Origin of the sequence: Erythrobacter sp. NE805, from assembly GCF_046452355.1 — a bacterium.
Classification (GTDB): Bacteria; Pseudomonadota; Alphaproteobacteria; order Sphingomonadales; family Sphingomonadaceae; genus Erythrobacter.
The window spans coordinates 1-25,248 of record NZ_JBKFDI010000005.1 but is presented as its reverse complement, the minus strand read 5'-3'; the positions used below and the strand labels follow the sequence as shown (position 1 = coordinate 25,248).

32 protein-coding genes and 1 tRNA gene are annotated in these 25,248 nt (G+C 68.2%); 17 read left to right on the top strand and 16 right to left on the bottom strand.

Annotated features, from left to right (window positions below; genetic code table 11):
• Positions 1-7 precede the first annotated feature (7 nt).
• From ACLBKU_RS16150 to rpsB, 6 genes are all read right to left on the bottom strand, one after another.
• Positions 8-769 carry a phosphatidate cytidylyltransferase gene (locus ACLBKU_RS16150; protein WP_410180595.1) on the bottom strand — a complete coding sequence of 254 codons (762 nt, stop codon included), beginning with the start codon at positions 767-769 and terminating at the stop codon, positions 8-10.
• The gene (gene uppS, locus ACLBKU_RS16145) at positions 756-1,448 is read right to left on the bottom strand and encodes a polyprenyl diphosphate synthase (RefSeq protein ID WP_410180594.1); all 693 of its coding nucleotides are present in this window, start codon (positions 1,446-1,448) and stop codon (positions 756-758) included. Before uppS ends, ACLBKU_RS16150 begins: the two co-directional genes overlap by 14 nt.
• 10 nt (positions 1,449-1,458) lie before the next feature.
• Entirely contained in the window at positions 1,459-2,016 is a 558-nt protein-coding gene (gene frr / locus ACLBKU_RS16140; protein ID WP_410180593.1) for a ribosome recycling factor, read from the bottom strand.
• 20 nt (positions 2,017-2,036) lie between these two features.
• Positions 2,037-2,756 carry a UMP kinase gene (pyrH, locus tag ACLBKU_RS16135; protein WP_410180592.1) on the bottom strand — a complete coding sequence of 240 codons (720 nt, stop codon included), beginning with the start codon at positions 2,754-2,756 and terminating at the stop codon, positions 2,037-2,039.
• 134 nt (positions 2,757-2,890) lie between these two features.
• The gene (tsf, locus tag ACLBKU_RS16130; protein WP_410180591.1) at positions 2,891-3,817 is read right to left on the bottom strand and encodes a translation elongation factor Ts; all 927 of its coding nucleotides are present in this window, start codon (positions 3,815-3,817) and stop codon (positions 2,891-2,893) included.
• Positions 3,818-3,945: 128 nt separating this feature from the next.
• On the bottom strand, positions 3,946-4,728 hold the full coding sequence (gene rpsB, locus ACLBKU_RS16125) for a 30S ribosomal protein S2 (protein WP_410180590.1): 783 nt from the start codon (positions 4,726-4,728) through the stop codon (positions 3,946-3,948).
• A 289-nt stretch (positions 4,729-5,017) separates the two neighbouring features.
• Between rpsB and ACLBKU_RS16120 the strand changes: the two genes are divergently transcribed.
• Positions 5,018-5,305, top strand: a complete 288-nt coding sequence (locus tag ACLBKU_RS16120; protein WP_410180589.1) for a hypothetical protein — start codon at positions 5,018-5,020, stop codon at positions 5,303-5,305.
• On the opposite strand, the gene pssA is transcribed toward ACLBKU_RS16120, so the two are convergent.
• The 4 genes from pssA to ACLBKU_RS16100 are packed head-to-tail and all read right to left on the bottom strand — an operon-like array spanning position 5,226 to position 9,064.
• Positions 5,226-6,158: a CDP-diacylglycerol--serine O-phosphatidyltransferase gene (gene pssA / locus ACLBKU_RS16115; RefSeq protein WP_410180588.1), complete on the bottom strand. Its 933-nt coding sequence runs from the start codon at positions 6,156-6,158 to the stop codon at positions 5,226-5,228. The genes ACLBKU_RS16120 and pssA overlap by 80 nt on opposite strands.
• Positions 6,155-6,907 (bottom strand): phosphatidylserine decarboxylase, encoded by a 753-nt coding sequence (locus ACLBKU_RS16110; protein ID WP_410180587.1) that lies wholly within the window; start codon positions 6,905-6,907, stop codon positions 6,155-6,157. The genes pssA and ACLBKU_RS16110 overlap by 4 nt, the downstream gene beginning before the upstream one ends.
• Positions 6,908-6,956: 49 nt before the next feature.
• Positions 6,957-8,075: a beta-ketoacyl-ACP synthase III gene (locus tag ACLBKU_RS16105; protein ID WP_410180586.1), complete on the bottom strand. Its 1,119-nt coding sequence runs from the start codon at positions 8,073-8,075 to the stop codon at positions 6,957-6,959.
• Positions 8,076-8,119: 44 nt separating this feature from the next.
• Positions 8,120-9,064, bottom strand: a complete 945-nt coding sequence (locus ACLBKU_RS16100) for a LysR family transcriptional regulator (protein WP_410180585.1) — start codon at positions 9,062-9,064, stop codon at positions 8,120-8,122.
• 132 nt (positions 9,065-9,196) lie between these two features.
• On the opposite strand from ACLBKU_RS16100, the gene ACLBKU_RS16095 reads away from it, so the two are divergent.
• The 3 genes from ACLBKU_RS16095 (at position 9,197) to ACLBKU_RS16085 (ending at position 13,923) form a co-directional block, all read left to right on the top strand.
• Entirely contained in the window at positions 9,197-10,765 is a 1,569-nt protein-coding gene (locus ACLBKU_RS16095) for a proton-conducting transporter membrane subunit (protein WP_410180584.1), read from the top strand.
• 31 nt (positions 10,766-10,796) lie between these two features.
• Positions 10,797-13,181 carry a YbcC family protein gene (locus ACLBKU_RS16090; protein ID WP_410180583.1) on the top strand — a complete coding sequence of 795 codons (2,385 nt, stop codon included), beginning with the start codon at positions 10,797-10,799 and terminating at the stop codon, positions 13,179-13,181.
• Positions 13,182-13,476: 295 nt separating this feature from the next.
• Positions 13,477-13,923: an outer membrane protein gene (locus tag ACLBKU_RS16085; RefSeq protein WP_410180582.1), complete on the top strand. Its 447-nt coding sequence runs from the start codon at positions 13,477-13,479 to the stop codon at positions 13,921-13,923.
• Positions 13,924-14,204: 281 nt separating this feature from the next.
• Here the strand turns inward: ACLBKU_RS16085 and ACLBKU_RS16080 are convergent.
• A tRNA-Tyr gene (locus ACLBKU_RS16080) sits at positions 14,205-14,290 on the bottom strand.
• Positions 14,291-14,446: 156 nt separating this feature from the next.
• Here ACLBKU_RS16080 and rlmB point away from each other — a divergent pair.
• Together rlmB and ACLBKU_RS16070 are read left to right on the top strand one after the other, a co-directional pair.
• A complete protein-coding gene (rlmB, locus tag ACLBKU_RS16075; protein ID WP_410180581.1) occupies positions 14,447-15,238 on the top strand; it encodes a 23S rRNA (guanosine(2251)-2'-O)-methyltransferase RlmB in 792 nt (263 codons plus the stop codon).
• 27 nt (positions 15,239-15,265) lie between these two features.
• The gene (locus ACLBKU_RS16070) at positions 15,266-16,171 is read left to right on the top strand and encodes a hypothetical protein (RefSeq protein WP_410180580.1); all 906 of its coding nucleotides are present in this window, start codon (positions 15,266-15,268) and stop codon (positions 16,169-16,171) included.
• 80 nt (positions 16,172-16,251) lie between these two features.
• On the opposite strand, the gene ACLBKU_RS16065 is transcribed toward ACLBKU_RS16070, so the two are convergent.
• The 4 genes from ACLBKU_RS16065 to ACLBKU_RS16050 form a co-directional block, all read right to left on the bottom strand.
• Entirely contained in the window at positions 16,252-16,524 is a 273-nt protein-coding gene (locus ACLBKU_RS16065) for an HU family DNA-binding protein (RefSeq protein WP_086740315.1), read from the bottom strand.
• Between the two features lie 249 nt (positions 16,525-16,773).
• Entirely contained in the window at positions 16,774-19,182 is a 2,409-nt protein-coding gene (lon, locus tag ACLBKU_RS16060; protein WP_410180579.1) for an endopeptidase La, read from the bottom strand.
• Positions 19,183-19,735: 553 nt separating this feature from the next.
• Positions 19,736-20,389 (bottom strand): hypothetical protein, encoded by a 654-nt coding sequence (locus ACLBKU_RS16055; protein WP_410180578.1) that lies wholly within the window; start codon positions 20,387-20,389, stop codon positions 19,736-19,738.
• Positions 20,386-21,018: a helix-turn-helix transcriptional regulator gene (locus ACLBKU_RS16050; protein ID WP_410180577.1), complete on the bottom strand. Its 633-nt coding sequence runs from the start codon at positions 21,016-21,018 to the stop codon at positions 20,386-20,388. The genes ACLBKU_RS16055 and ACLBKU_RS16050 overlap by 4 nt, the downstream gene beginning before the upstream one ends.
• 115 nt (positions 21,019-21,133) lie before the next feature.
• Here ACLBKU_RS16050 and ACLBKU_RS16045 point away from each other — a divergent pair, with 115 nt between their 5' ends.
• The gene (locus ACLBKU_RS16045; RefSeq protein WP_410180576.1) at positions 21,134-21,382 is read left to right on the top strand and encodes a transposase; all 249 of its coding nucleotides are present in this window, start codon (positions 21,134-21,136) and stop codon (positions 21,380-21,382) included.
• 344 nt (positions 21,383-21,726) lie between these two features.
• Here ACLBKU_RS16045 and ACLBKU_RS16040 read toward each other — a convergent pair whose 3' ends face one another.
• A complete protein-coding gene (locus tag ACLBKU_RS16040; protein WP_410180575.1) occupies positions 21,727-21,957 on the bottom strand; it encodes a hypothetical protein in 231 nt (76 codons plus the stop codon).
• 113 nt (positions 21,958-22,070) lie between these two features.
• Between ACLBKU_RS16040 and ACLBKU_RS16035 the strand changes: the two genes are divergently transcribed.
• Genes ACLBKU_RS16035 through ACLBKU_RS15990 form a run of 10 tightly spaced genes read left to right on the top strand, consistent with a single transcriptional unit; the run spans position 22,071 to position 25,211 of the window.
• On the top strand, positions 22,071-23,087 hold the full coding sequence (locus ACLBKU_RS16035; protein ID WP_410180574.1) for a hypothetical protein: 1,017 nt from the start codon (positions 22,071-22,073) through the stop codon (positions 23,085-23,087).
• Complete coding sequence (locus tag ACLBKU_RS16030) at positions 23,080-23,352, top strand: hypothetical protein (protein WP_410180573.1); 273 nt, start codon at positions 23,080-23,082, stop codon at positions 23,350-23,352. Before ACLBKU_RS16035 ends, ACLBKU_RS16030 begins: the two co-directional genes overlap by 8 nt.
• Entirely contained in the window at positions 23,352-23,486 is a 135-nt protein-coding gene (locus ACLBKU_RS16025) for a hypothetical protein (protein WP_410180572.1), read from the top strand. The genes ACLBKU_RS16030 and ACLBKU_RS16025 overlap by 1 nt, the downstream gene beginning before the upstream one ends.
• The gene (locus tag ACLBKU_RS16020; protein ID WP_410180571.1) at positions 23,483-23,626 is read left to right on the top strand and encodes a hypothetical protein; all 144 of its coding nucleotides are present in this window, start codon (positions 23,483-23,485) and stop codon (positions 23,624-23,626) included. Before ACLBKU_RS16025 ends, ACLBKU_RS16020 begins: the two co-directional genes overlap by 4 nt.
• Positions 23,623-23,907: a LexA family protein gene (locus ACLBKU_RS16015; RefSeq protein ID WP_410180570.1), complete on the top strand. Its 285-nt coding sequence runs from the start codon at positions 23,623-23,625 to the stop codon at positions 23,905-23,907. Before ACLBKU_RS16020 ends, ACLBKU_RS16015 begins: the two co-directional genes overlap by 4 nt.
• Positions 23,907-24,128 carry a hypothetical protein gene (locus ACLBKU_RS16010; RefSeq protein ID WP_410180569.1) on the top strand — a complete coding sequence of 74 codons (222 nt, stop codon included), beginning with the start codon at positions 23,907-23,909 and terminating at the stop codon, positions 24,126-24,128. The genes ACLBKU_RS16015 and ACLBKU_RS16010 overlap by 1 nt, the downstream gene beginning before the upstream one ends.
• The gene (locus ACLBKU_RS16005) at positions 24,128-24,352 is read left to right on the top strand and encodes a hypothetical protein (RefSeq protein WP_410180568.1); all 225 of its coding nucleotides are present in this window, start codon (positions 24,128-24,130) and stop codon (positions 24,350-24,352) included. The genes ACLBKU_RS16010 and ACLBKU_RS16005 overlap by 1 nt, the downstream gene beginning before the upstream one ends.
• Positions 24,352-24,603, top strand: a complete 252-nt coding sequence (locus ACLBKU_RS16000; protein WP_410180567.1) for a hypothetical protein — start codon at positions 24,352-24,354, stop codon at positions 24,601-24,603. Before ACLBKU_RS16005 ends, ACLBKU_RS16000 begins: the two co-directional genes overlap by 1 nt.
• Before the next feature lie 3 nt (positions 24,604-24,606).
• The gene (locus ACLBKU_RS15995) at positions 24,607-24,957 is read left to right on the top strand and encodes a hypothetical protein (protein ID WP_410180566.1); all 351 of its coding nucleotides are present in this window, start codon (positions 24,607-24,609) and stop codon (positions 24,955-24,957) included.
• A complete protein-coding gene (locus ACLBKU_RS15990) occupies positions 24,954-25,211 on the top strand; it encodes a hypothetical protein (protein ID WP_410180565.1) in 258 nt (85 codons plus the stop codon). Before ACLBKU_RS15995 ends, ACLBKU_RS15990 begins: the two co-directional genes overlap by 4 nt.
• Positions 25,212-25,248: the final 37 nt, after the last annotated feature.

Sequence of the window (25,248 nt, the reverse complement as noted above, 5' to 3'; positions counted from 1 at the left end):
CGGCGCATCATCCCAGCAAAGCCGGCACGGTGGCAATGACAAACAGCACGAAGAACACCGCGATGAAGCCGTCGAGCCGGTCGAAGATGCCGCCATGTCCCGGAATGAGATGGCCGGAATCCTTGACCCCGGCGCGGCGCTTCATCCAGCTTTCGAAGAAGTCGCCCGCTTGGGCGATCACCGCGATGAGCAGCCCCGTGAGCATCGCCATGCCGAGCGCGAGCGGGCTCGTGCCCGGATAGGCGGCCGGGCCGATATCGACGAGCTCGACCGCGACCCCAACGAGGCCCGCAAACACCGCGCCCCCGCCTAGCCCCGCCCAGGTCTTGGCCGGGCTGATGCGGGGCGCGATCTTGGGCCCGCCGATGGCGCGGCCGGCGAAGTAGGCGCCGACGTCCACCGCGACGATCGGCAGGATGAAGACCACCAGCGCCTCGAGCGGCCCGTAGCCCGATTGCGAGGGATCGAGCGGCAGGACCTGGATCCCGTTCCGCACCGTCAGCATCGCGCAGGCCGCGCCGCCGATATAGAGCACCCCGGCGAAGAACCACACCGTCTCGCCCAGCGCCTTCATCCCGAAGGCGCCGATCAGCCTGTTCCACTCCCACAGCACGCCCAGCGCGAGCAGCGCGACGAAACCGGTCCAGAACCACCCGCCGAGCCACAGCGCCCCGCCCGCGAGCACGAGCATGACGATCGCCGAGGCGAAGCGCACCGGCAGGTCGGAGACCCCGGCCTTGGGGTCGCGCACGCGCTCAGCGTCCGCCATAGCGGCGCTCCCGGCGCGCGAAGTCGTCCAATGCCCGGGCCAGGTGCTCGGGCTCGAAATCGGGCCACAGCGTGTCGACGAACAGCATCTCGGCATAGGCCGCCTGCCACAGCAGGAAGTTCGACAGGCGAACCTCCCCGCTGGTGCGGATCAGCAGGTCGAGCGGCGGCAGGTCGGCGGTGTCGAGCTCGGCGGCGATGGTCTCGATGGTGACCTCGCCCTTCCCGGCCGCCTTGGCCGCAGCGCGGGCGATCTCGTGCTGCCCGCCGTAGTTGAGCGCGACCGCAAGCGTCTGCCTGCCCTTCGCGGTCTGCGCCAGCGCGTCCTCGAGCATCGCGACGATGTCGGGCGCGAGGCTCTGCCAGTCGCCGATGATCTTGAGCTTCACGTCATTGGCGACGAATTCGGGGAGGTCCGATTTGATGAACCGGCGCATCAGGTTCATGAGGTCGTCGACCTCCTCGTCGGGCCGCTTCCAGTTCTCCGAGGAGAAGGCGTAGAGCGTCAGGCACTCGAGCCCGGTGCCCTCGAGCGCGCGCACCAGCCGCCGCACCGCCTCGACCCCGCGCTGATGCCCGACCGCGCGCGGCAGCGCCCGCTTCTTGGCCCAGCGGCCATTGCCATCCATGATGATGGCGACATGTCTGGCGCGCGACTGGTCCAATCCGGTTCCCATCATCCCGTGCCGCTTACTGCGTCAGGATTTCCTGCTTCTTCTTCGCCACCGCCTCGTCGACCTCCTTGACGTTGGCGTCGGTGAGCTTCTGGACCTCGTCCTCGGCGCGCTTGCGGTCGTCCTCGGAGATGTCCTTCTTCTTCTCGTCGGTCTTGAGGCTCTCCATCGCGTCGCGGCGCACGTTGCGGATCGCGATCTTGCCCTTCTCGCCATACTGATCGGCAAGCTTCGCAAGCTCCTTGCGGCGCTCCTGGGTGAGATCGGGGATCGGCAGGCGCAGGGTCTGGCCGTCGATGATCGGATTGAGGCCGAGGTTCGCGTGGGCGATCCCCTTCTCGACCGGGATGAGGTTCGACTTGTCCCACACCTGCACGCTGAGCATGCGCGGCTCGGGCGCCGAGACGGTGGCAACCTGATTGAGCGGCATCATCGCGCCGTAGACCTCGACCACCACGGGATCGAGCAGGCTCGCATTGGCGCGGCCGGTGCGCAGGCCCTGAAGATCGCTCTTCAGGGATTCCACCGCGCCCTTCATCCGGCGCTCGACATCGGCCTTGTCATATTGCGGCATGGCGTTCGTTCCTCTGATTCTCAGCTGTCTTGGACAATGGTCTTGGCGCCCTCGCCCGCCAGCACGCGGGCAAGGTTGCCCTTCTCGCGGATCGAGAAGACCACGATCGGGATCTTGTTGTCGCGGCACAGCGCGACGGCGGAGGCGTCCATCACCTTGAGATTGTCTGCAAGGACGCGGTCATAAGTCACGGTTTCGAAACGGACCGCGTCCGGGTTTTGCTTGGGGTCGCTGTCATAGACCCCGTCGACGCTGGTGCCCTTCAGCAGCGCATCGCAGCGCATCTCCGCCGCGCGCAGCGCCGCACCGCTGTCCGTGGTGAAATAGGGTGCGCCGACGCCGGCGGCGAAGATCACCACCCGGCCCTTCTCCAGATGGCGCTCGGCGCGGCGGCGGATCACCGGCTCGCACACCTTGTCCATCTCGATCGCCGACTGCACGCGGGTCTGGACGCCGAGTTGCTCCAATGCGTTCTGCATCGCGAGAGCGTTCATCACCGTCGCGAGCATCCCCATGTAATCGGCCTGCGCGCGGTCCATCCCCTTGGCCGCCCCCGCCATCCCGCGGAAGATGTTGCCCCCGCCGATCACGAGGCAGATTTCGAGCCCGGTTTCCTTGGCCGCCTTCACCTCCTTGGCGAGCTCGGCGACGAACTCGGGGTCGATGCCGAACTGCTGGTTGCCCATCAAGACCTCGCCCGAAAGCTTCAGGAGAACGCGCTTGATGGCAGGCAGGGACATGAGGCGTGGGGCTCCGGTGGCTGGTGGGTCGGGCGCCGTTTAACGGGCAAACGGCGATTTCGCAAACACGGCGTCAAGGAAACGGCCGCCGCAGCAGGTCGCTGCGACGGCCGTGTGTGTTCCGGTTGGTCGGATCAGCCCTTGAGGGTCGCTGCGACTTCTGCGGCGAAGTCGACTTCTTCCTTCTCGATGCCTTCGCCGAGCTGGAAGCGCACGTAGTCGGTCAGCTTGATCGACTTGCCCGCATCCTTGGCGGCCTTGGCGATGTACTCCTCGACCGTCGCCTTGCCGTCCTTCACGAAGATCTGGCTGAGCAGCGCGTTTTCCTTGGCGAACTTCTTCACCGCGCCTTCGACCATCTTGGCCTGCACGTCGGCGGGCTTGCCGCTTTCGGCAGCCTTCTCGGCGGCGATCTTGCGCTCGCGCTCGATCACGTCGGCGTCGAGCCCGTCAGCGTCGAGCGCCTGCGGGAACATAGCGGCAGCGTGCTGGGCGATGTCCTTGCCGAGCGCATTGAGCGTATCGACATCGGCGTCCGATTCCAGCGCGACCAGCACGCCGATCTTGCCGAGGCCTTCGGCAGCAGCGTTGTGGATGTAGGGCACCACAGCGCCCTGCGTCACCGCAACCTGCTTGATGCGGCGGATCTGCTGGTTTTCGCCGATGGTCGCGACATTCTCGGTCAGCTTGTCACCCACGGTGCCGCCGCCCGGATAGGCCGCCGCCTTGAGGGCTTCGACATCGCTGGTGCCGGTTTCGAGCGCCACAGCGGTCGCATTGCGCACGAAGCTCTGGAACTGGTCGTTCTTGGCGACGAAGTCGGTTTCCGAGTTGATCTCGACGGCAACGCCCTTCGTGCCCTGGACGAGCACGCCGACCAGGCCTTCGGCCGCGGTGCGGCTCGACTTCTTCTGGGCGGTGGCGAGGCCCTTGGCGCGCAGCGCGTCGACCGCGGCTTCGATGTCGCCATTCGCTTCGGTCAGCGCCTTCTTGGCGTCCATCATGCCAGCGCCGGTGCGCTCGCGCAGCTTCTTCACGTCGGCGACGGAAATATCGGCCATGGAGAATTCCTTCTTGTGTGTTGTCAGGCGCCCGGCCCTGCCACCTGCTGGGGGGCAATGCCGGGCGCGCTAGAGGGGGATTGTGACGGGCAGGCGACGCGGGAGAAGCGCCGCCGCCGCGCGAGAAATCAGGCTTCGGTTTCTTCCGCGGCCGGCTCTTCGGCGACCACGTCTTCAACCGGGGGCTCGGCCAGCGCGCCGAAGTCGCTCGAGACGTCGGCCTGGAACTTGCCCTTGCCCGCGAGCGCAGCCTCGCCGACCGCCTGGCAGTAGAGGCGCACCGCGCGGCTCGCATCGTCGTTGCCCGGGACCGGGAAGGCGATGCCGTTCGGGTCGACATTGGTGTCGAGGATGCCGATCACCGGGATGCCGAGGACGTTGGCTTCCTTGATCGCGAGGTCTTCCTTGTTGGCGTCGATCACGAACATCACGTCCGGGATGCCGCCCATGTCGCGGATGCCGCCGAGCGACAGTTCCAGCTTCTCGCGCTCACGGGTGAGCTGGAGGACTTCCTTCTTGGTGAAGCCCGAGGTGTCGCCCGAGAGCATTTCCTCGAGGCTCTTGAGGCGCCGGATCGAACCCGAGATGGTCTTCCAGTTGGTGAGCATCCCGCCCAGCCAGCGGTGGTTGACGAAGTGCTGGCCCGACATGCGCGCAGCCTCGGCGATCGGCTCCTGCGCCTGGCGCTTGGTGCCGACGAACAGCACCTTGCCGCCCGAACGCACGGTCGATTCCACGAAATCGAGCGCGCGCGCGAACAGCGGCACGGTCTGCGACAGGTCGATGATGTGAACACCGTTGCGGGCGCCGAAGATGTACGGCTTCATCCGCGGGTTCCAGCGGTGGGTCTGGTGGCCGAAGTGTGCGCCGGCCTCGATCAATGCTTGCATGGTGACGACGGGAGCCGCCATAGGTTTTTCCTTTCCGGTTGTTCCTCTGGAAGGCTGGAACCGCGCTTGCGGAGTTCCCGCGAGCGGCACCGGTATGAGCGCCTTCCATGTGAATTTGCCCCTTGGCCGGCCGAATGCCGGTGCCGGAGCGTGCGCGCCCTTAGCGGCGCATCGCGCACAAATCCAGTCCCGAATGGTGCGACCCTCGAAAAATCCGCATCAATGCGGATGCAAAGGCGCTTGACAGCATGGAACATGTAGGGAACAAGACGTAGGAACAAAAAACGAACGCGAAACGAGGATCGAGCCCATGCTGAGCGCTGCCATCACCCTCCTGTTCACCCTCGCCGGAATCGTGGCGCTCGCCAGCATCGCCCACAGCCTGCGGGCCGCACGCACCGCGTGGGAAGAGCTGATGCGCGAGGGCGAGGTGCTGCGCGCAGCGGCCGCGCTCCAGGCCTCGGCGCGCGAGATGGGGCTGCGTCCGGCGGCGGCCCGGTCCTCGGGCCGGGTGATCGCTATGCCGCGCCCGGCGGTGCTGGCGCCCCTGCCCCGCCCGCTGCCGCTGCCGCTGCCGCTGCAAGCCTGCGCCGCCTGATCCCGGCATACTTGACGAAGCCGTAGGGCATCAGCGCGAGGTAGCCCGCGCAGATCACCGCGAGCGTCCACCACGGCTCGAGCAGCAGCGCCGCGAAGGCGAGGCCGATGAAGGCGATGAGCGGCAGGCGGATCGCCTTCCGCGGGCGCAGCGAGGCCCAGCTCAGCGTCGGCAGGTTGGAGATCATCAGCCCCGCGATCAGCGTCAGCCACAGCGCCATCACCACCGGCTGGCGGAGGATTTCGAGGCCGGTCTCGTGCCACAGGTAGAACGGCAGGAAGGCGAGCCCCGCCCCGACCGGCGCGGGCACGCCGGTGAGGAAGCCCGCCGACTTGTGCGGCTGGTCGTCGACGTCGATCCGCGCATTGAAGCGCGCGAGCCGCAGCGCGCAGCAGATCGCGAAGGCGAGCGCGGCGAACCAGCCGAAGCGCTCCCACTCCTTCAGGGACCACAGGAACAGGATCAGCGCCGGCGCGACCCCGAAGGACAGCGAATCCGCGAGGCTGTCGAGCTCCGCCCCGAAACGCGACTGCGCGTTCAGCAGCCGCGCGATGCGCCCGTCGATCCCGTCGAGCACGCCCGCCAGCACGACCAGCGCGATCGCGAAGGTCCAGTGCGCGTCGATCGCGAAACGGATGCCGGTGAGGCCCGAGCACAGCGCCGCGGCGGTGACCGCGTTGGGGAGCATCGCGCGCAGGGTCAGCCCGCCGCCGTGCGCGGCCGCCGCGGGGCGCTCGATGTCGTCGTCGTCCTCGGTCGCCCGCGGCCCGAGCCGCGCGGGGAAGAACCGCGCCCCGGGCAGCTTGCGCGCGCCCCGCTTGCGGGTGGCGGTCTGGCGCGGCGGGCGGCTCATTGCGAAATGCCTTCAAGGAGGAGGCGCTCGCCGATCCGGGCGATCACCGTCTCCCCGGCGATCACCCGCTGGCCGATCATCACCGCGGCGTCGGTCCCGGCCGGAAGGTAGACGTCGACCCGGCTGCCGAAGCGGATCAGCCCGACCCGCTGCCCCTTGGCGAGGATGTCGCCCGGCTTGACGAAGGGCACGATCCGCCGCGCCACCAGCCCGGCGATCTGGGTGAAGCCGACCCGCAAGCCGTCGCTGCGCTCGACCAGCAGGTGCTGGCGCTCGTTCTCCTCACTCGCCTTGTCGAGCTCGGCGCTGATGAAGCGGCCCGGGATGTAGACCACGCGCCGCACCGTCCCGCCGACGGGGGTGCGATTGATGTGCACGTCGAAGAGAGAGAGGAACACCGACACCCGCGTCACCGCCCCGGCCGGGAGGCCCGGATGGCCCGAGCCGTCCTCGATCTGCAATTCGAGCGGCGGCTCGACGATGTCGATGCGGGTGACGACCCCGTCGGCGGGGGCGAGGATCAGGTTGTCGGCCTGCGGCACCACGCGCTCGGGATCGCGGAAGAAGGCGAACACACCGGCGCTCGCGAGCAGCAGCGGCCAGCCGAGCAGCTCCCAGCCGAGCACCAGCAGCACGAACAGCGCGGCGCCGACCGCGATCAGGCCGAACCTGCGCCCTTCGGGATGGATCGCGGGCCACTGCCAGCCGGCCTCGCCGCGGCCCTTGTTGTCGAGGATTTCGCCTGCCATCGCACCGCTTCTAGGGAGAGCTTGCGCCCCCGGCAAGGCGGGTCACCCTTCAGGCGACCTTGCGCACGAACACCGTGCCCGCCGAATAGCCCGCCCCGAAGGAGCAGATGAGGCCCGTGTCACCCGCCGACAGATCGGCCGAATGCTTGTGGAAGGCGATGATCGAGCCCGCGCTCGAGGTATTCCCGTAGATGTCGAGCACGGTCGGGCTCTCGTCCTCGTTCGCCTCGTGGCCGAGCACGCGCTGCGCGATCAGCCGGTTCATCCCTGCGTTGGCCTGGTGCAGCCACAGCCGCCGCAGCGCCGCCGGGTTGAGCCCCAGCCGCTCGGCCTCGTCGAGGATCATCTGCGCGACCATCGGCACGACCTCCTTGAAGACCTTGCGGCCCTCCTGGACGAACAGCTTGTCGGCCTTGCCCTCGCCCTCGGGCGCGGCGCGGTTCAGGAAGCCGAAATTGTTGCGGATGTTGTTCGAGAACACCGTCTTCAGCCTGGTGCCGAGGATCTCCCAATGCCCCTCGGGCGCGATCCCTGCGTCCTCGACCAGCACCGCGGTCGCGACGTCGCCGAAGATGAAGTGGCTGTCGCGGTCGCGCCAGTTGAGGTGGCCCGAGGTGATTTCCGGGCTCACCACCAGCACGCTCTTCGCGTTGCCGGCGCGGATGTAGTCGGCCGCGGTCTGGATCCCGAAGGTCGCCGAGGAGCAGGCGACGTTCATGTCGAAGCCGAAGCCCTCGATGCCGAGCGCCTGCTGGATCTCGATCGCCATCGCCGGATAGGGCCGCTGCATATTGGAGGCAGCGCACAGCACCGCGTCGACGTCCTTCGCATCGCGGCCCGCGCGCTCGAGCGCCTGCCGCGCGGCGGCGACGCCGATCTCGGCCATCACCGAAAGCTCGTCATTGGCGCGCTCGGGCAGGCGCGGGCACATCGTGTCGGGATCGAGGATCGCCGCCTTGCTCATCACGTGGCGCGCCTTGATGCCGCTCGCCTTCTCGATGAACTCGACCGACGAATAGGCGAGCGGCTCGGCTTCGGGGTTCGCCGCGTTGTGCCGGTCGACGAAGGCGTTGAAGCTCGCGACCAGCTCCTCGTTGGTGATGCTCTCGGGCGGGGTGAAGAGCCCGCTTGCGGAAATGACGGGGCGGCCGGTGAGGGTGGCGGTCATGAGCGGTCTCGTAGTCCTGCGTCATCCTGATGGGGTGGCGCGGCTTACTGTCCGCCCTCGCCGCCCGCAAGCCCTTCGGACGCGCCTCCCACAGCATCGGGCCCCGCGAACTCGGACGGCGCGTCGAGCACCTCGCGCAGCAGCGGGTTGGGGAAGGTGCGGGCGATGGTGACGGCGTGGAACTCCTCGGTGATGCCGGGGAGCTGGGCGAGCTCGTAGAGGACGCCGCCCGCGAGCTCGTCGCGCACCACGATCGGCGGGATCACCGCGATACCCGCGTCGGAGCGCGCGAGCAGGCGGAGCATCGCCATGTCGTCGGCCTCGGCGGCGATGCGCGGGACGATCCCGAGGCGCTCGACCATCGCGTCGAAGCCTGCCCGGAGCGCGGTTTCGGGCGTCGGGAGGATCAGCGGGGCCTGCGCGAGCAGCACCGGCAGGCCCTGCGCGGCGAGCGCGAGGCGCGAGCGCGCGCCGACGAGGCTGACGGGCTGCTCGGCGAGGCGGCGCACGAGATAGGGGCTCGCCGCGTCGCGCGCGGGGACCTGGTTGGTGAGGAGCACATCGATCCGCAGCGCCTCGAGCGCGCGCAGCAGCGAGGCCTGCGTGCCCGAGCGCAGCACCACCTCGACATCGTCACGGCCCAGCAGCGGGGCGAGGAAGCCCATCTGGAAGTTGCGCGAGAGCGTCGCGAGCGCGCCGATCCGCAGCACCTTCCTCTGCCCGCCGACCGCGCGGAAGGTCGCGGTGAGCTGTTCGGAGGCGCGGAAGATCTGCTCGGCATAGTCCAAGGCGATGCGCCCCGCCTCGGTCAGCACGAGATTGCGCCCGCGCCGCTCGAAGAGGTCGTGGCCGAGGTCGGCTTCCAAGGCCTTGATCTGGGTCGAGACCGCGCTCTGCGAGATGTTGAGCGCGCGCGCCGCCGCGGTCAGCGTGCCTTCGCGCGCGACGGCGCGGAACAGGCGCAGGTGGTGGAGATTGAGGCTCGCCATCGCGTCGCTTCCCCGGTAATCATTCGCTTCAGACGAACGTTTCGCGACAAAATATGTATTTTCTTTAACCGCGTCGAGACCCTATCCGGCCTTCATCCGCAATCCTTCCACCACCCGCCGGAGTGACGCCTCATGCCCGAGACCCTCGCCCTGACCATGCTCGCGCCCCTTGCGCTGGTGCCGGTCATCCTGCTCGCCCTGGCCCGCCCGGGCAAGCGTCCCGGCGCGCTGCCGCTGCTGTCGGAGCTCTCCGCGCTCGCCGCGCTCGGCCTGGCGCTCGCCGGGCTGGTGCAGACCGCGCTCGCCTCCTCCCCGGGTGTTTCCCTCGGCGCCGGGGCGCTGGCCTTCGGGCTGCGCGCCGATCTCGTCGCGGCGAGCATGGGCGCGCTGGTCGGCTTCATCGGCTGGATCGTGATGCGCTACAGCCGCACCTATCTCGACGGGGAGAGCCGCGAGGGCGCGTTCCACGGGCTGATGCTGGCGACGCTCGCGGCGGTGCTGGTGTTCGTCCAGGCGGCGACCCTCCCGACGCTGATCGCCTCGAGCTTCGCGGTCGGGCTGACGCTGCGCAAGCTGCTGCTGTTCTACCCCGACCGCCCCGAGGCCCAGCGCGCGGCGGCCAAGTTCGCCCGCGTCTGGTATGCGGGCGACGTGATGCTCGCTTGCGCCGCCGGGCTCCTCTTCAGCAAGTTCGGCACGCTCGACGTGACCGCCCTTCCCGCTGCCGCCGCCACCGGCGGGCTCGGCTTCGCCGGCACGCTCGGGATCGCCGCGATCGTCACCGCCGCCGCGCTCAAGACCGCCGCCTTCCCGCTGCACGGCTGGCTCACCGAGGTGATGGAGGCCCCCACCCCCGTCTCCGCGCTGCTCCATGCGGGGATCATCAACTCGGGCGGTGTCCTCCTCATCACCGCTGCCGGCCTCGTCCAGCAGAGCACCGGGGCGATGGCCGCGCTTGTCATGATCGGCGGCTTCACCGCGCTGTTCGGCGCCGCGGTGATGCTCACCCAGAGCGCGATCAAGACCGCGCTCGCCTGGTCGACGGTCTCGCAGATGGGCTTCATGCTGCTCCAGTGCGGCCTCGGGCTGTGGAGCCTCGCGCTGCTCCACATCATCGCCCACTCTCTCTACAAGGCCCACGCCTTCCTCTCCTCCGGCACCGCGGTCACCGAGGTGTCGAACATCCGCCGCCCCGGCCCGGTCGCGGTCCCGAGCGTCGGCGCGGTGATCAAGAGCTTCGCCCTCGCGCTCGGCATCTTCATCGCCATCGCCGCCGCCTTCACCGCCGCGCTCGGCCCCAAGAGCCCGCAGGCGCTGGCGCTGGGCGCGATCCTGATCTTCGGGGTCGCCTACCTCGTCGCGCAGGGCCTCGCCGGCCGCGCGCCCGCCGCGCTCACCACCCGCACCATCACCGCCGCGCTCGCCGCTGCGATCGGCTACTTCTCCTTCCAGGCGATCGCCGCGAAGCTGTGGGGCCCGATCCTGCCGCAGGCGCCCGTCCCCGGCGCGCTCGAGTGGGCGCTGATCGTGGTCGCGGTGGCGAGCTTCGGCCTCGTCGCCTTCGCCCAGGCGCTCTTCCCGCTGTGGGCGCACCACCCGGCGACCGCGGGCCTGCGCGTGCACCTCGCCAACGGCCTCTACCTCAATGCCCTGCTCGACCGCTGGATCGGCGGCTTCCGCACCAACACCGCCGCCCGCTGATCCGCCACCGCATCCCTCACGGAGACCCACGATGATCATGAACCAAGCCGACATCGCCCCGGCCCGCTTCTCCGCGGTGCTCGGCGCCGCGGACGCCTCGGCCCGCGCGATCCCGCCCGCCTTCCCGCTCGATGCCACCGTGGCGGTCAACCCCTTCCTCGGCCAGACCGAGGAGGACCTCGCCACCGCCGCCGCACGGCTCGGCCGGGTCGCCGGGGTGCGCATCACCCGCAAGGGCGCCGACTACGCCGCCGCCATCGCGGAAGGGAAGATCACCGAGGACGACCTCGCCGAGGCCCTCGCCGCCTCGACCTCGCCGCTCAAGCCCGCGAGCGTCACCGCCCTCACCGAGCTCGCCGCGAAGGTCGGCCACGGCCCCGCCCCGCGCGCGCTCCCGACCGTCGCCGATCTCGCCGCCGAGGCAACCGGGATCGACTGGCCGGCGCTGATCGACCGCTGCATCGGGCTGTGGGCCGCGGGCCACTTCGACCGTGGGCAGGCGCTGTGGTCGCCCGCGCCGGGCGCCGAGGCCTTCGCCGCCTGGCGCGCCTGGGCGATGCATGACCTCACCCCCGAGATCGCCGGGCTCGAGGGCTTCTGCGCCCATGTCGCGGCCGCGCCGGACACCACCGAGCGCGCGATCCTCGCCGCCGCCGACGCGCTCGGGATCACCGACGCCGCCGCGCCGACCGCCTTCCACCGCCTCGCGATGAGCCTCGGCGGCTGGGCGCAGCACGCCCGCTGGCTGCTGTGGCAGGCCGAGCTCAAGGGCGGCACCGACCGCACCCCGCTCGACCTCCTCGCGATCCGGCTGATCTGGGACGAGGCGCTGCTCGCCCACGCGCCGAGCGTCGCCGCGGCCTGGGCGCGGACCGTCGAGGCCCACGCCCAGCCGGTCGTCCCGAGCGCGCAGGAGATCGCGCTGGCGATCCTCCAGGACGCCGCCGACCGCGGCCACCAGCGCCGCCTCGTCGCCGCGCTGGAAGGCAACGCCGCGCCCGCCGCGACCCGCCCCTTCCTCCAGGCCGCCTTCTGCATCGACGTGCGCTCGGAAGTGTTCCGCCGCGCGCTCGAGAGCGTCGACGCCTCGGTCGCGACGATCGGCTTCGCGGGCTTCTTCGGCCTGCCGCTCGCGCACCACGCCCACGGCTCGGACATCCTCGAGGCGCGCCTGCCGGTGCTGCTCAACCCGGCGGTCAACACCACCAGCATGGGCGACCCCGCCAAGGACCAGGCCGACCGCATCGCCGCGCGGGGCAAGCGCGCCTGGGGCCGCTTCCGCCAGGCCGCGGTTTCCTCCTTCGCCTTCGTCGAGGCGGCGGGGCCGGTCTATGCGGTCAAGCTCGTGAAGTCCGCGCTCGGCTTCACCCCCAAGGCCAAAGCCGAGCCCGCCCCCGAGGTGGTCGGCGGGATGAGCCCGCAAGCCAAGGCCGACACCGGCGCCGCGGTCTTGAAGGCGATGAGCCTCACGAAAGGCCACGGCGAGATCGTGCTGCTGCTCGGCCACGGCGGCAATGTCACCAACAACCCGCACGAGAGCGCCTATCACTGCGGCGCCTGCGGGGGCTACACCGGCGAGGTCTCGGCGCGGCTGCTGGCGATCCTCTTGAACGATCCCGAGACCCGTGCGGGCCTGCCCGCGCGCGGGGTCGAGGTGCCTCAGGACACGCTGTTCGTCGCCGGGCTCCACGACACCACCACCGACGCGATCACGATCTACGAGGACGGGCTTCCGGCTGCGCGCAGCGGCGACCTCGCCAAGGTGCGGGGCTGGCTCGCGCAGGCGGCGAAGATCGCGCGGGCCGAGCGGGCGCTCCGGATGCCGGGCGCTTCGGGCGAGAGTATCCCCGCGCGCGCGCAGAACTGGGCCGAGATCCGCCCCGAATGGGGCCTTGCCGGCTGCGCGGCCTTCATCGCCGCCCCGCGCGAGGCGACCGCGGGCCGCGACCTCGGCGGGCGCGCCTTCCTCCACTCCTACGACTGGCAGGCGGACGAGGGCTTCGGCACGCTCGAACTCATCATCACCGCACCGGTGGTGGTGGCGAGCTGGATCAGCCTGCAATACTACGGCTCGAGCGTCGCGCCCGAGATGTTCGGTGGCGGCAACAAGCTGATCCACAATGTCGTGGGCGGCATCGGGGTGGTCGAGGGCAATGGCGGCCGCCTGCGCGCCGGGCTTCCCTGGCAGGCGGTCCACGACGGCGACGGGCTCCAGCACGAGCCGCTACGCCTCTCCGTAATGATCGAGGCCCCGCGCGAGGAGATGATCAGGGTCCTCGAGAAGCACCCGGGGGTGCGCGCGCTGTTCGACAACGGCTGGCTGCACCTCTTCGCGCTGAAGGACGGCAAGGTCGACGCCCGCTACCTCCCGGGCCTCGCCTGGGCCGACCAGCAGCCGGCAAAGCTCGCAGCCTGAGCGCGACAACGCGCCGGGCAGCCCGACGGGTCGCATCGTCGGCAACAAGACGCCCGCCCGTCCGGGGCCGCTTCGGCGGCCGGGACGGGCGGCATTCCCGTTCATCTGCGGGAAAGTTTCTGTTCATGTGGGAGAAATATTCGTTCAAACGACAGACGCATTATATCGTGCAAAATGACCCGTTCGTCGGAAAAGCGGGCAATTTCAGCGACCTTCCCTAGCCATGTTATTCAATCAGGTTATGGCGCGGCCTGTCGCCTCTCTCGGCGGGAAACCATAAGAAAAAGGGAAGAATATGCGTCATATCGCTTTTGCCGCGGCCGCTGCCGCTGCCGTCGTCGCCACCCCGGCCCACGCCGACGAGACGCGCATCGAAGCGCGCGGCGGCATCGTGTGGTGCTGCGGCGTCGAGGACGAGACCATCGGCCTCGTCGTCGGCCATGACTTCGATGTCGGCGAGAAGATCTTCTTCGGCGTCGAGGGCGTCGTCGATTCGAACTTCGACCTCGACGATCCCGTACTGGGCGTGAACGCCCGTCTCGGCACCAAGCTCGGCGAGAAGACCAAGCTCTTCGCGCTCGCGGGCTATGCCCATGCGACCGGCGTCGACATCGACGATGCGATCGTCGGTGCGGGCGTGCAGCACAACCTCGGCGAGAAGGCGCTGGTGAGCCTCCAGTACCAGCGCGCGCTCGACAGCGAGCTGAACCGCGTCCTCGTCGGCGTCGGCTTCCGCTTCTGATGACGGCGGGGGGGCGGCCGCATGGTCGCCCCTCCGTTCCTCGCCTCCTTGGCGAGACATTTTCCGCGAGGACCGTGCGGCCCTGGCCCGGCCTTGCCCCCCGCGCGGCGTGACCCGCGCGCAATGCCAGCCCCGCGCAGAGCCGCGCTCGCTGCGTCCCAGACCCCGCCAGACCCCCTCTAGCCCCCCGCTAGCCCCGTCCAGGGTGCCGCCACACCCCGCTTTCGCGCGTGTTTTACGTGAAACATCGCCTTACGGACCGGTCGGACTTGGAGGGGGGTTGGTGGACAGGGCTGGATTCGAACCAGCGTACGCTTGCACGGGCAGATTTACAGTCTGCTGCCTTTAACCACTCGGCCACCTGTCCACACAGAGGCATTTCCTGAGCCGCAAGGGCGGAGAATTGCGCGAGTCCCCGAGGGGTCCCGCTGCCGAGAGGCGCCCCTTTGGCGAAGCGGTGCTTGCCTGTCAATGGCCCTGCTGGCAGGGGGGCGGCTTTGGAAAGCCTCAGGCAGGAACCAACATGAGCAAGGGTGAAAGAAAGCGCGCGCTGCGCGGGCGGGCGGGCCGGATGAAGGGCGGGCGCGGCTCGGGCCGGGCCTCGAGCGGGCAGGTGCGCCTGTGGGGCCGCCACGCGGTGGAGGCGGCCTTGAAGAACCCGGAGCGCCAGCACCGCAAGCTGTGGGCGACGCCCGAGGGGCTCGAGAGCCTCGACGGCGAGCTGCCGCCCGACTTTCCGATCGAGCACGCGCAAGGCCCGGACCTCGCCCGGCTGGTTGCGAAAGACGCCCCGCATCAAGGACTTGTGCTCGAATGCGCGCCGCTCGAGGACGTGTTTCTCGACGAGGTCGCGCTCGGCGAGGCGGACCGTCCGGTGGTGGTGCTCGACCAGGTCACCGATCCGCACAATGTCGGCGCCATCCTGCGCTCGGCGGCGGCCTTCGGCGCGGCAGCGATCGTGACGCAGGATCGCCACGCGCCTCCCGAGGGCGGGGTGCTCGCCAAGGCCGCCTCGGGCGCTTTGGAATCGGTGCCTTGGGTGCGGGTCGTCAACCTCGCCCGCGCCCTGGAGGAGCTCGCCGAGGCGGGCTACTGGCGGATCGGCCTCGCCGGCGAAGCCGAGGCGGTGCTCGCCGACATCATGCCGAGCGGCCCCCTCGCGCTGGTGCTCGGCGCCGAGGGCGAGGGCCTCCGGCACAACATCGCCGCGCACTGCGACGTGCTCGCCAAGCTGCCGATTTCCTCGGCAATCGAGAGCCTCAACGTCTCGAACGCGGCGGCGATTGCGCTTTATGCGGCGGCGACGCGCGGCTAGAAGGGGGGGTGAACAGGGGGTAATGCCATGACGATCCTTTCGGGCCTCAGACTGCGCGCCGCGGCGCTGCTGGCAGGCCTCTCGCTCGCGCTCACCGGGTGCTTCATGTCGCCGGGCAAGTTCACCTCCGAGCTCGCCATCACCGGGCCCGACAGCTTCACCTTCCGCTATGACGGGGAGATCTTCTTCCTCGGCCTCTCCAAGCTCGCCCAGATCGGCGCGGCGGCGGAGGAGAAGTTCACGCCCGAGACCTGCACCAACGACGAGACCTTCGAGGAGCGCGAGTGCACCGAGGAGGAGCTCGCCAAGCAGCGCGCCGACTGGGACGCCGGGGCCGAGGAGCGCGCCGCCAAGGCCAGGGAACAGGCCAAGCAGATGGCCGCGATCATGGGCGGGATCGACCCCAGTGACCCCAAGGCCGCCGACGAGCTCGTCAAGCTGCTCCAGCGCCAGAAGGGCTGGGAGCGCGTCGTGCACAAGGGCGACGGCGTGTTCGACGTCAGCTTCCGCGCGACCGGCACGATGGGCCACGACTTCCTCTTCCCGATGATCGAGGGCTTCCCGGCGATCAATCCCTTCGTGCAGGTGTTCCTGAGGAAGGGCGGCCAGGTGCGCGTCAACGCCCCCGGCTTCGCGACGCAGAGCAATGACGCGGGCGGCATGGGCGCGATGATGGGCATGGGCTCGCTCGCCGGTCTCGCCGCGCTCGGGGCGCAGGAATCCGGCGACGATCCCGAAGGTGCGGCCCTCAAGGGCATCCCCCAGATGGAGGGCACCTTCACGATCCGCGCGGCACCGGGGATGCGGATCCTCGCCAACAACACCGACGAGGGCCCGCAAGGCGGCACGACGACGGGCGAGACGCTGACCTGGACGATCTCCCCGCGCACGGCGCAGGCCCCAACGGCGCTGATCGCAGCCGGCGGCAACTGAGCCTCGCACGGCCATGAAAAACCCCGCCGACCGCGAGGCCGGCGGGGTTTCTCCTGTTCCGAAACTGCGTCAGGCGGCGATCAGTTGACCGCGTCCTTCAGGCCCTTGCCCGCCTTGAACTTGGGCTGGTTCGAGGCCTTGATCTTCATCGGCTCCCCGGTGCGCGGGTTGCGCCCGGTCGAGGCCTTGCGCTTGGCAACCGAGAACGTGCCGAAGCCGACGAGCCGCACCTCGTCCCCGCCCGACAGCGCCTTGGTGATCGCGTCGAACACGCTCTCGACCGCGTTCGAGGCGTCGTTCTTGGACAGACCGCTGGCGTCCGCGACGGCGCTGATCAGGTCGTTCTTGTTCATATCGGAAACCCCCTAGTCTCAGGATGTCTTCTTAACGGTGGAATCGCCCATGTCGAAAGCCCGGGAATTGAGACTTTTTTGCCCGGACTGTCAAAGGCAATCGCCTTTGTGACAGTGCGGCGGGCAAAAGGCGCAAGGGGTGCCGGAGCCTGACCAGGATCAGGCACCCTGCTCCCCCGCTGTCACGGACTTCACGAGACTGCAAGCGACGCGGCCGCGAATCGCGGCCTCTGCGCGCCTTCTAGCCGCTCAATGCGCGGTCGGCACCTCCGCGCTCGCAACATTCGCCGCCGCAGCGGTGCCACCCGGCTGACTGGCCAGATCGTCCGCCTCGGTCCACTCGATCGCGACCGGCGCCTCGGTCAGCGCGCGGGCGAGCACCTCATCGACATGAGCGACCGGAACGATCTCCAGCCCCTCCCTGGCGTTGGCGGGAATTTCGGCGAGGTCCTTGACGTTGTCCTCGGGGATGAGGACCGTCTTGATCCCGCCGCGCAGCGCGGCGAGCAGCTTCTCCTTCAGCCCGCCGATCGCCAGCACCCGCCCCCGAAGGGTGACCTCGCCCGTCATCGCCACATCGGGCCGCACCGGGATGCCGGTGAGGGTCGAGACGATCGAGGTGACCATCCCGATCCCCGCGCTCGGCCCGTCTTTGGGCACCGCGCCCTCGGGCAGGTGGATGTGGACATTGCGGCGGTTGAAGACCGAGGGCTTGATCCCGTAGGCCGGCGCCCGCGCCTTGACGAAGCTGAAGGCGGCCTGGACGCTCTCGTTCATCACCTGGCCGAGTTTGCCGGTGGTCTTGATCTCGCCCTTGCCCGGGGTGGTGACGCTCTCGATGGTGAGGAGCTCGCCGCCGACCGAGGTCCAGGCGAGCCCGGTGACGGCGCCGACCTGCGGTTCCTCCTCCGAGACGCCGTGCTTGAACTTGCGCACGCCGGAGAAGTCGCCGAGGTTTTCGGGGGTGACGGTGACGCTCTTGACCTTGCCCTCGAGGATCTGACGCAGGCTCTTGCGCGCGAGCTTGGCGATCTCGCGCTCGAGCGTGCGCACCCCGGCCTCGCGGGTGTAGTAGCGGATCAGATCGCGCAGGCCCTCCTCGGTGAGCGTGAACTCGCCCTTCTTGAGCCCGTGCGCCTTGACCTGCTTCTCCACGAGATGGCGCTGTGCGATCTCGACCTTCTCGTCCTCGGTGTAGCCCTCGAGCCGGATGATCTCCATGCGGTCGAGCAGCGGCTGCGGCAGGTTCAGGCTGTTCGCGGTGCACACGAACATGATGTCGGAAAGGTCGAGGTCGAGCTCCAGGTAGTGGTCCTGGAACTTGGCGTTCTGCTCAGGGTCGAGCACCTCGAGCAGCGCCGAGGCCGGATCGCCGCGGAAGTCCTGGCCGAGCTTGTCGATCTCGTCGAGCAGGAACAGCGGGTTCGACGTGCCCGCCTTCCTGAGGTTGGCCACGATCTTGCCCGGCATCGAGCCGATATAGGTGCGCCGGTGCCCTCGGATCTCCGCCTCGTCGCGCACGCCGCCCAGCGACTGGCGCACGAATTCGCGCCCCGTCGCCTTGGCGATCGACTTGCCGAGGCTGGTCTTGCCGACGCCCGGAGGGCCGACGAGGCACAGGATCGGGCCCTTCAGCTTGTTGGTGCGCGCCTGCACCGCGAGGTACTCGACGATCCGGTCCTTGACCTTCTCGAGCGCGTAGTGATCCGCGTCGAGGATGTCCTGCGCGCGGGCAATGTCCTTCTTGAGCTTCGACTTCTTGCCCCACGGGAGGCCGAGCAGCACGTCGAGGTAGTTGCGGATGACGGTCGCCTCGGCGCTCATCGGCTGCATGGTGCGCAGCTTCTTGAGCTCGGCCTGCGCCTTTGCGCGGGCTTCCTTCGACAGCTTGGTCTTCTCGATCTTCTCCGCGAGCTCGGCAATCTCGTTGCCCTCGCCCTCGTCGCCCCCGCCGAGCTCCGACTGGATCGCCTTCAGCTGCTCGTTCAAGTAATATTCGCGCTGGGTCTTCTCCATCTGGCGCTTCACACGCCCGCGGATGCGCCGCTCGACCTGGAGGACCGAGAGCTCGCCTTCCATGAAGGCCATGACGAGTTCGAGCCGTTTCAGCGGATTGCCCTCGGTCAGCAGGCTCTGCTTGTCCGAGACCTTGGCGCTGATCGCGGCGGCGATCGTGTCGGCGAGCTGGCCCGCATCGTCGACCTCGGACAGATCGACGCCTGCGTCTTCGCCCATCTTCTTGTTGAGCTTGACGTATTCGCCGAACTGCTCGGTCACCTGCCGCATCAGCGCAGTGACCTCGCTGCCGGAAACGGTCTCGGGCTCGATCACCTCGACCTCGGCGACAAGGTGCGTCGCCGTGCTCTCGAGCGCCGCCAGCCGCGCGCGGGTCTTGCCCTCGACCAGCACGCGCACCGTGCCGTCGGGAAGCTTCAGGAGCTGTAGCACCTGCGCGATCACGCCGACGTCGTAGAGGTCCTCGCCCTCGGGATCGTCGCAGCCCGGATCGAGCTGGGCGAGGAGGACGATGTCCTTGGAGGCCTCCATCGCGGCCTCCAATGCCGCCACCGACTTGTCGCGCCCGACGAAGAGGGGGACGACCATGCCGGGAAAGACGACGATGTCGCGAAGGGGGAGCAGGGGGAAGGTCTGGGTCATGTTGGAGATATGGGAAGCGCCCGTGCAGGCCGCAATGGGGGGCTTGGGCTAGGTTGTGGACGGCGTGGCTGACGGCGGCTTTCGCCGGATTTCGGCCTTAAGCTGCCTGTCTGCTTGCGACCCCGTTGTTAGTGGACACAAGGGAATAGAGTGACGGCTGGCCGGGATTTCGTGGGACTATCCGGGACAACGCGGCACGGAAATGGCGCAAATCCGGGCTTTTTCATAGTGGCTCCAAAAAATCGGCGCTCGGCGTGAGTGTCTAGAGTGCGGGCCCGTTTATTGGCTGAAACGGACCCGCAGGCTGCGGCTGACGCTTCGGCGCCGATCTTGAGACGCCACCGTCTCAACGGCGGAATTCTGCGGTTCATGAGGCTTTGAGACGTCTCTTAGGGGCATCTGAGACCCTCGTCATCGGTCTTTGAACCGGGGCATTGCATGCCCCAGAATGGAGAAGTCGCATCGAACTGGGCACCCGTTGAAAATCCTTAGCTTTTGGGGCAGCAGTCGTGGACTGCGGCTGGATTGGCAGGCGCGGAACTGGGCGCGTTTTTCAGAGGGCTTTTAGGACGAGCGCGCGAGGGCAGCCACCGGTGGCGCGGACCATGACCTTGCCAATGTCGGCCTCTGACCACCGGTCCTTCGAGGCCCAAGCTTCAAGCAACTTCGGCCTTACCTGCGCAGCACCCGCTCCGAGGCCGAGATCGTGCGCATATTGATCAAAGGCCGACGCGAGATCAGGTCCGCTGTTGCACCTGCCGGGCAATCCGGAACGCACCTGGATCATGTAGACGCCGCCTGCATCGGTGAAATCGACGTCCAAGCTGGTGTTTCGCCAGGTATGGTTCACACGAAGAAGGCCTAAGTTCGATGTGTAATTGGAGCGCGTCGAAAGAGGTTCATCAGACCACTGGGGATCTATCCCGCGGAGAGCGAGAGAGGGGTTATATTCGCCGCCAGCTAAAATGGGCCTTTCTGTTGTCGCCGATGCCGTCGCCTCCGGGGTGCCCCATCCTTCCGACATCTGCTCCTGAGAACCCTCGGCTGCTGGCAGAGTATCTTCATTCTCATCACAGCGAGTAAGCGAGCCGAGCGCGAAAAGAGCAAGCAAGCCGAGAACGCAATAGCCCACGCATCCCATGCAGCTTTGGAAGCTGTTCGGTCCCTTCTGCACTATAACTGTCGGCTGCCCCCGGTCTTCGGTCATATCCTTCTCACCACCGCGATCACGCGGCCGAATACATGAAGCTCGCCATCATGCGCAATCTCGGGCGGGACATTGGGGTTGTCGCTCAAGATCTTCACGCTGCCGTCGGGCATGGGGCGAAGGCGCTTGATCATGCCGGTCTGCCCGTAGGCGATAGCCCAGTAGAGGTCGCCAAAGCTGGAGCCAGCTGCAGAGCGATCGATCAGGATGACGTCGCCATCACCGATGGTAGGCTCCATGGAGTTCCCCAGGCCCTTCGCCCAGTAGAGCCTCTCAGGCGGGCTGCGAGTGATCGAGCGGAGCCAATCGCGCGGAAACAGCATGGTATCGGCCGCGTGCTCGACGATCTCGCTGTCCATGAAGGCCGCGCCGAGGCCGAAATTCAGGTCTATCGAGGCGATCTCGACCATCTGAGTTTCGGGCTTGTCGAAGCTGGCAAGTGCAGCAGCCCCTGCGCGCGTCCAGCCAGGGAACTTAGGAAAAGCTTCGTGGAGCTTCTCGATAGTGCGCTGGCTAATGCGAGTGTCGGCGGTGCCCTTGATCGGTCGTTGTATTGTCGTCGCGGCCAATCCCGCCCTGCGCGCGACTTCCGCAGCCGACAGCCCCGTGTAGTCGACCAATGCCAGCATCAGCGCTCGATCTTGCTCAAGTCCCTCCATTTCATGACGCTACCAACAGGGCAGCAGCGCCAAAAGCAGCATAAATGCTGTTGTAGGGCGGCAAAAATGCTGTTACCGCTGCGCCATGGACCAACAAACCACCATCCGAGACATCGAGCGCCGCGCCAAAGCGGCGCGCGTGACGATCGCCGAGCTCTGTCGGCGCGCCGGCATCCATCCCACCACGTTCTTCCGCTGGAAGAAGGGTCCGAAGAACCCTGATCCGGTCGGCGCGAACTTCCATTCGGTGGAGGCGCTCTGGCGCGAGCTCGACAAGATCGAGGCCGACGACGCAAAGCGGCTTGCGGGCCGCGGGAAGGCGGTGGCGGCATGATGACGCTGCACGATCTTCCCGATTACGAGCTGACGGACCTCGGTTTCGCCGATCCCGCTGCGGCCAAGGCTGCGGCTCGCGCCATGCGCGATGCACGGCGAGATGGCAGGGTGTCTTCATCTGTGACCTCCATCGGTCCGGAGCGTCCATCGGACGCCGGTTTCGTCTCGGTAGGAGCAGCGAAGGTGGCGGCGATCGCGCCGGGTGAAGTCCCGGGCGAGCGCCAGCGCCCCGAACCCAGCGGTCCGGACCTTCCTGCAATTGGTGGATTGGCCTCGATCGAAAGAGCGCGCGCGGCGATCCGCAGGATCAAGCTGCGAATGGCGCTCGTGGATGCCGGGGCGTCAGTCGCGGGTCTTCTTCAGATCCTCGATCATGGCTTCGATGCGGATGGTGACGCGCGCGCGGCCGTCCGTGAGGGTCGCATCGGCCTGGCTGAGGGCGATGTCGAAGGTGGCGTCGGTCGCCTCGCGGTCGACGGCGTCGAAGGCAAGGATGTGCGAGAGAAGGAGCTGCTGGAGGGCGTAGACGTGGTCCTGCAGTTCCTCGATGCGCTGGCTATCGGTCTTGGACATGGGCTGTTCTCCTTCAGTCAGAGCCCGAGGCCTACTCCGGAGCCTACCAGCGGCCAATCGCTATGTCAGGGCGCGGAAAAAACGCTGCCCGCGGCTGATGCGGGGGAGGCAGCGTGAGCCCGCGGCCAGTGCGCGCCGATGCGCGGGTGATCAGCATCGACCCCAACGCCGTGCTCGTGACCGAACGCATCGGGTTCATGCACGAGGACAAGGCGGTGGCGCTTGGGCGCATGATCGCGGTCGACGGGCAGCGCACCCCGATCATGGTGACGCGGCAGTTCCCCCGCAAGTCGATCGAAGAGTGCTTCGCCGAGGGCAGGAAGCCGTGGAAGCTGGTGGTCGGGTGGACCCGGTTGCGGGGCTGCCAGATCGAAGGCATCGAGGTGCTTGCCCTGGAGGTGAAGGGCACGGCGCAGGAGCTGGCCGAGCTCGAGGCCTCGGAGAACATCGACCGGCGCGAGATCGGCCCGCTGGAGAAGGCGAAGTTCGTCGTCGCGATCGCCGATGCCGCGCGCGCCCGAGTGGCGGCGCAGCTCGGCGAGACCCTCAGCAACCAGCAGCTGGCCATTAAGGCCCGCTGGGCCCGCGCCAAGGCTGGCGAGGCCGGGTTGAACAGCATCGACAAGGCCACCGAAGAGGAGGGCGACGATACGAGGTCCACGATGGACCTCGTATACGGATGGCAGCAATCTGTACGCGACGCTTTCGGTCTGAGCGCGAGCTCGATCAAGCGGTTCATCAAGCTCTACCGGATGCTGGTCGAGCCGTTCCCCGAACTGGCCGAGCCGCTCGCCCGGCATCCGATCGTCGGCGAGAACTTCACCCAGCTCATGAGGCTCGCCGATCTGCGCGACGACGGTGCGCGCCGCCGGGTCATCGAGGCGCTGATCGCCGATGCCGAGATCGGCGTCGCCGAGGCGATGATCGCGGCGAAGGTCGACACGCCGACACCTCCTCCCGCGGCGACGCCGGTGGCGCACCAGAAACACTGGAACGCGATCGACAACAACTGGTCGAAGCTCGGGGTCACCGAGAAGCGACTCTACCTGCCGAAGTTTGTCAAGCTGCTCTCGGAAGACATGAAGGCGCAACTGCGCGCCTTGCTCGATGAGGAGAGCAGCGATGCGTGAACGCCCTCTCTGGCTTCGCAAGACCTCACACCAGCTCGTCGCTCAATGGACCGCCCGCCGGGCCCCTTCGCAATGGTGCGATGACACCCTGCAGCGCGACCGGTTGATTACGAGCCTGTGCCTTGAGCTGATCTTCGCGATCGCCCTTCGGGTGCCAGACCGCGCCATCGCAGCGGATCTTCTGGCGCTTCACCGCAAAGCCAAGCAGCCAGCCGAGCCCTCCCACCGCAACCCCGAAATCCTGTCGCTCGAGGAGGTCTTTTGATGCCGAAGCGTGAGTGGAAGGGCCTGCTGGTCGAGATCGTGCTGGCGCTGGCGCTCGTTGCGATCTGCGCGCCCGGGCTGATTTGGTGGGTCGGGACGATCATCACTGTGCTCACGGGAGCGCGGCCGTGGTGACCCGGACGCCCTCCGAGGACGCGATCGCGCGCGAGATGAAGGAGGCGGGGCTCGACCGGTTGTCGGCGATCCGCCGTATCCAGCAGCGCCAGGTGCTGCGCGAGCAGCTGCGCCGGCCCGATCTGAGGGGCGCGCGATGATCAGCCTGACCGCGCGCCAGCAGGACGCCCTCCGCTTCATCACGGGTTTTCAGGCGGCCAAAGGGTACTCGCCATCGATCACCGAGATCGCTGTGGGCATAGGCCAGTCAGCTAACAGCAAAGCCCGCACTCACGAGCTGCTGCATTCGATGCAGGACCGCGGCGCCTTGCGCCTGCTGCCTCGCCGCGCCCGCGCAATCGAGGTGCTTGCTCCGATCGCGATCCCGCGCGCGCCGGATGGCGAACCGCTCCACTTCGTCCGCGTCGGAGGTCAGGACTGATGGGCCTATATCCGATCGAACAGGCGGTGCTCGAGCTGGCCGACCGTGGCATCGATTCAGGCGTCATCGCCTGCCGCTTGGGCGTCAAGAAGGCGTCGGTCATCAGCATCCGCGCGCGCTTCAACGTCGATCCCGCGAAAGATGCGGCCGCCGACGACGCCCTGCGCGCTCAGACCGCGCGGCTCGGCGAGCTGGTGCGCGAGGCGGGAGGGCACCGCTGATGAGCACCCTCACTCCCGGCGAGCAGGCGGTGATGAGCCGCTTCGACCTCGGATGGCCCGAAAGCGACATCGCGGCCGACCTCAGCATCTCGTTCGCCCGGACGCGGGCGATCATCTCGACCTTCGACAGCAACCCGGCGCACGATCGCCATCGCGAGGCGCAGATCCGGCGCGGCTCGCAGCGGCTTCTCGCGCGCCTTCGCAAGGCAGGAGGGCACCGCTGATGCCGAAGTTCGCCAGCAAGGCCGAATACTACCGCCACCACCGCAAGGTCATGGAGGTCGCGCTCGAGCTCGGCGTCACGCCGATCGAGGCCGAGGCGCGGATGAAGGCCGTTGAAGAGCGCGAGCGGCACCGGGCGCGGATGGCGCGCCGCGGCCTGCGCTCTGCGCTGCCGCCGCTGAGCCTCACCGCCGAACAGCCGACTTCGCCGCGCTTCGAAGACTTCGAGGCGGGCTGGATGATGAGGAACTGAGCGATGGGCGCGTCCAAGCCTTGCCTCGGATACCCGAGCCGAACCGCTGCGGTCCTCGGCCTGCGCCAGCAGGGCCTGACCACCCGGCAAATCGCGAACGCGATCGGCATCAGCACGAGCACAGTGACTGCACTTGAGTGCGGATCGAGCCGCCCCAAACGCGAGCGCAGCGATTACCAGTATCTCGGACGCGCGGTGCTTGTGCCGACGGATGTGCTCCATGCCCTGGGGCCGCACGCCGCGAAGCGTGGCGTTTCGGTGAACGGTCTTGCTCGGCTGATCGTCTGCACTGTCGTTGACGAAGGCATGATCGACGCCGTCCTCGATGATGGCGCGGAATGGGGGCAAGCATGAGCCTCGGCCCCCTCACCAAGGTCGAGGTAACCCCGTCGCCAGGCGCGATCGCCGAGCTGGCGGAGCACTGCATCTGCGCGCCCGACGGCGAGCCCAAGCTGGTGGGCTACTACGACCGGCGCGGCAAGCTGCGCCGGATCGTGGCGACCTATCCCGATGGGACGCGATGCCAGGTCAACATCAACGCGGGCGGCTACGTCACCAGCTCGTCCACCAAGCTGCCGACCATCAGGATCAGGAGGGCCGATGCCTAAGCGGCCTTCCTACCCCCGGATCAACTGCTGCATCCCT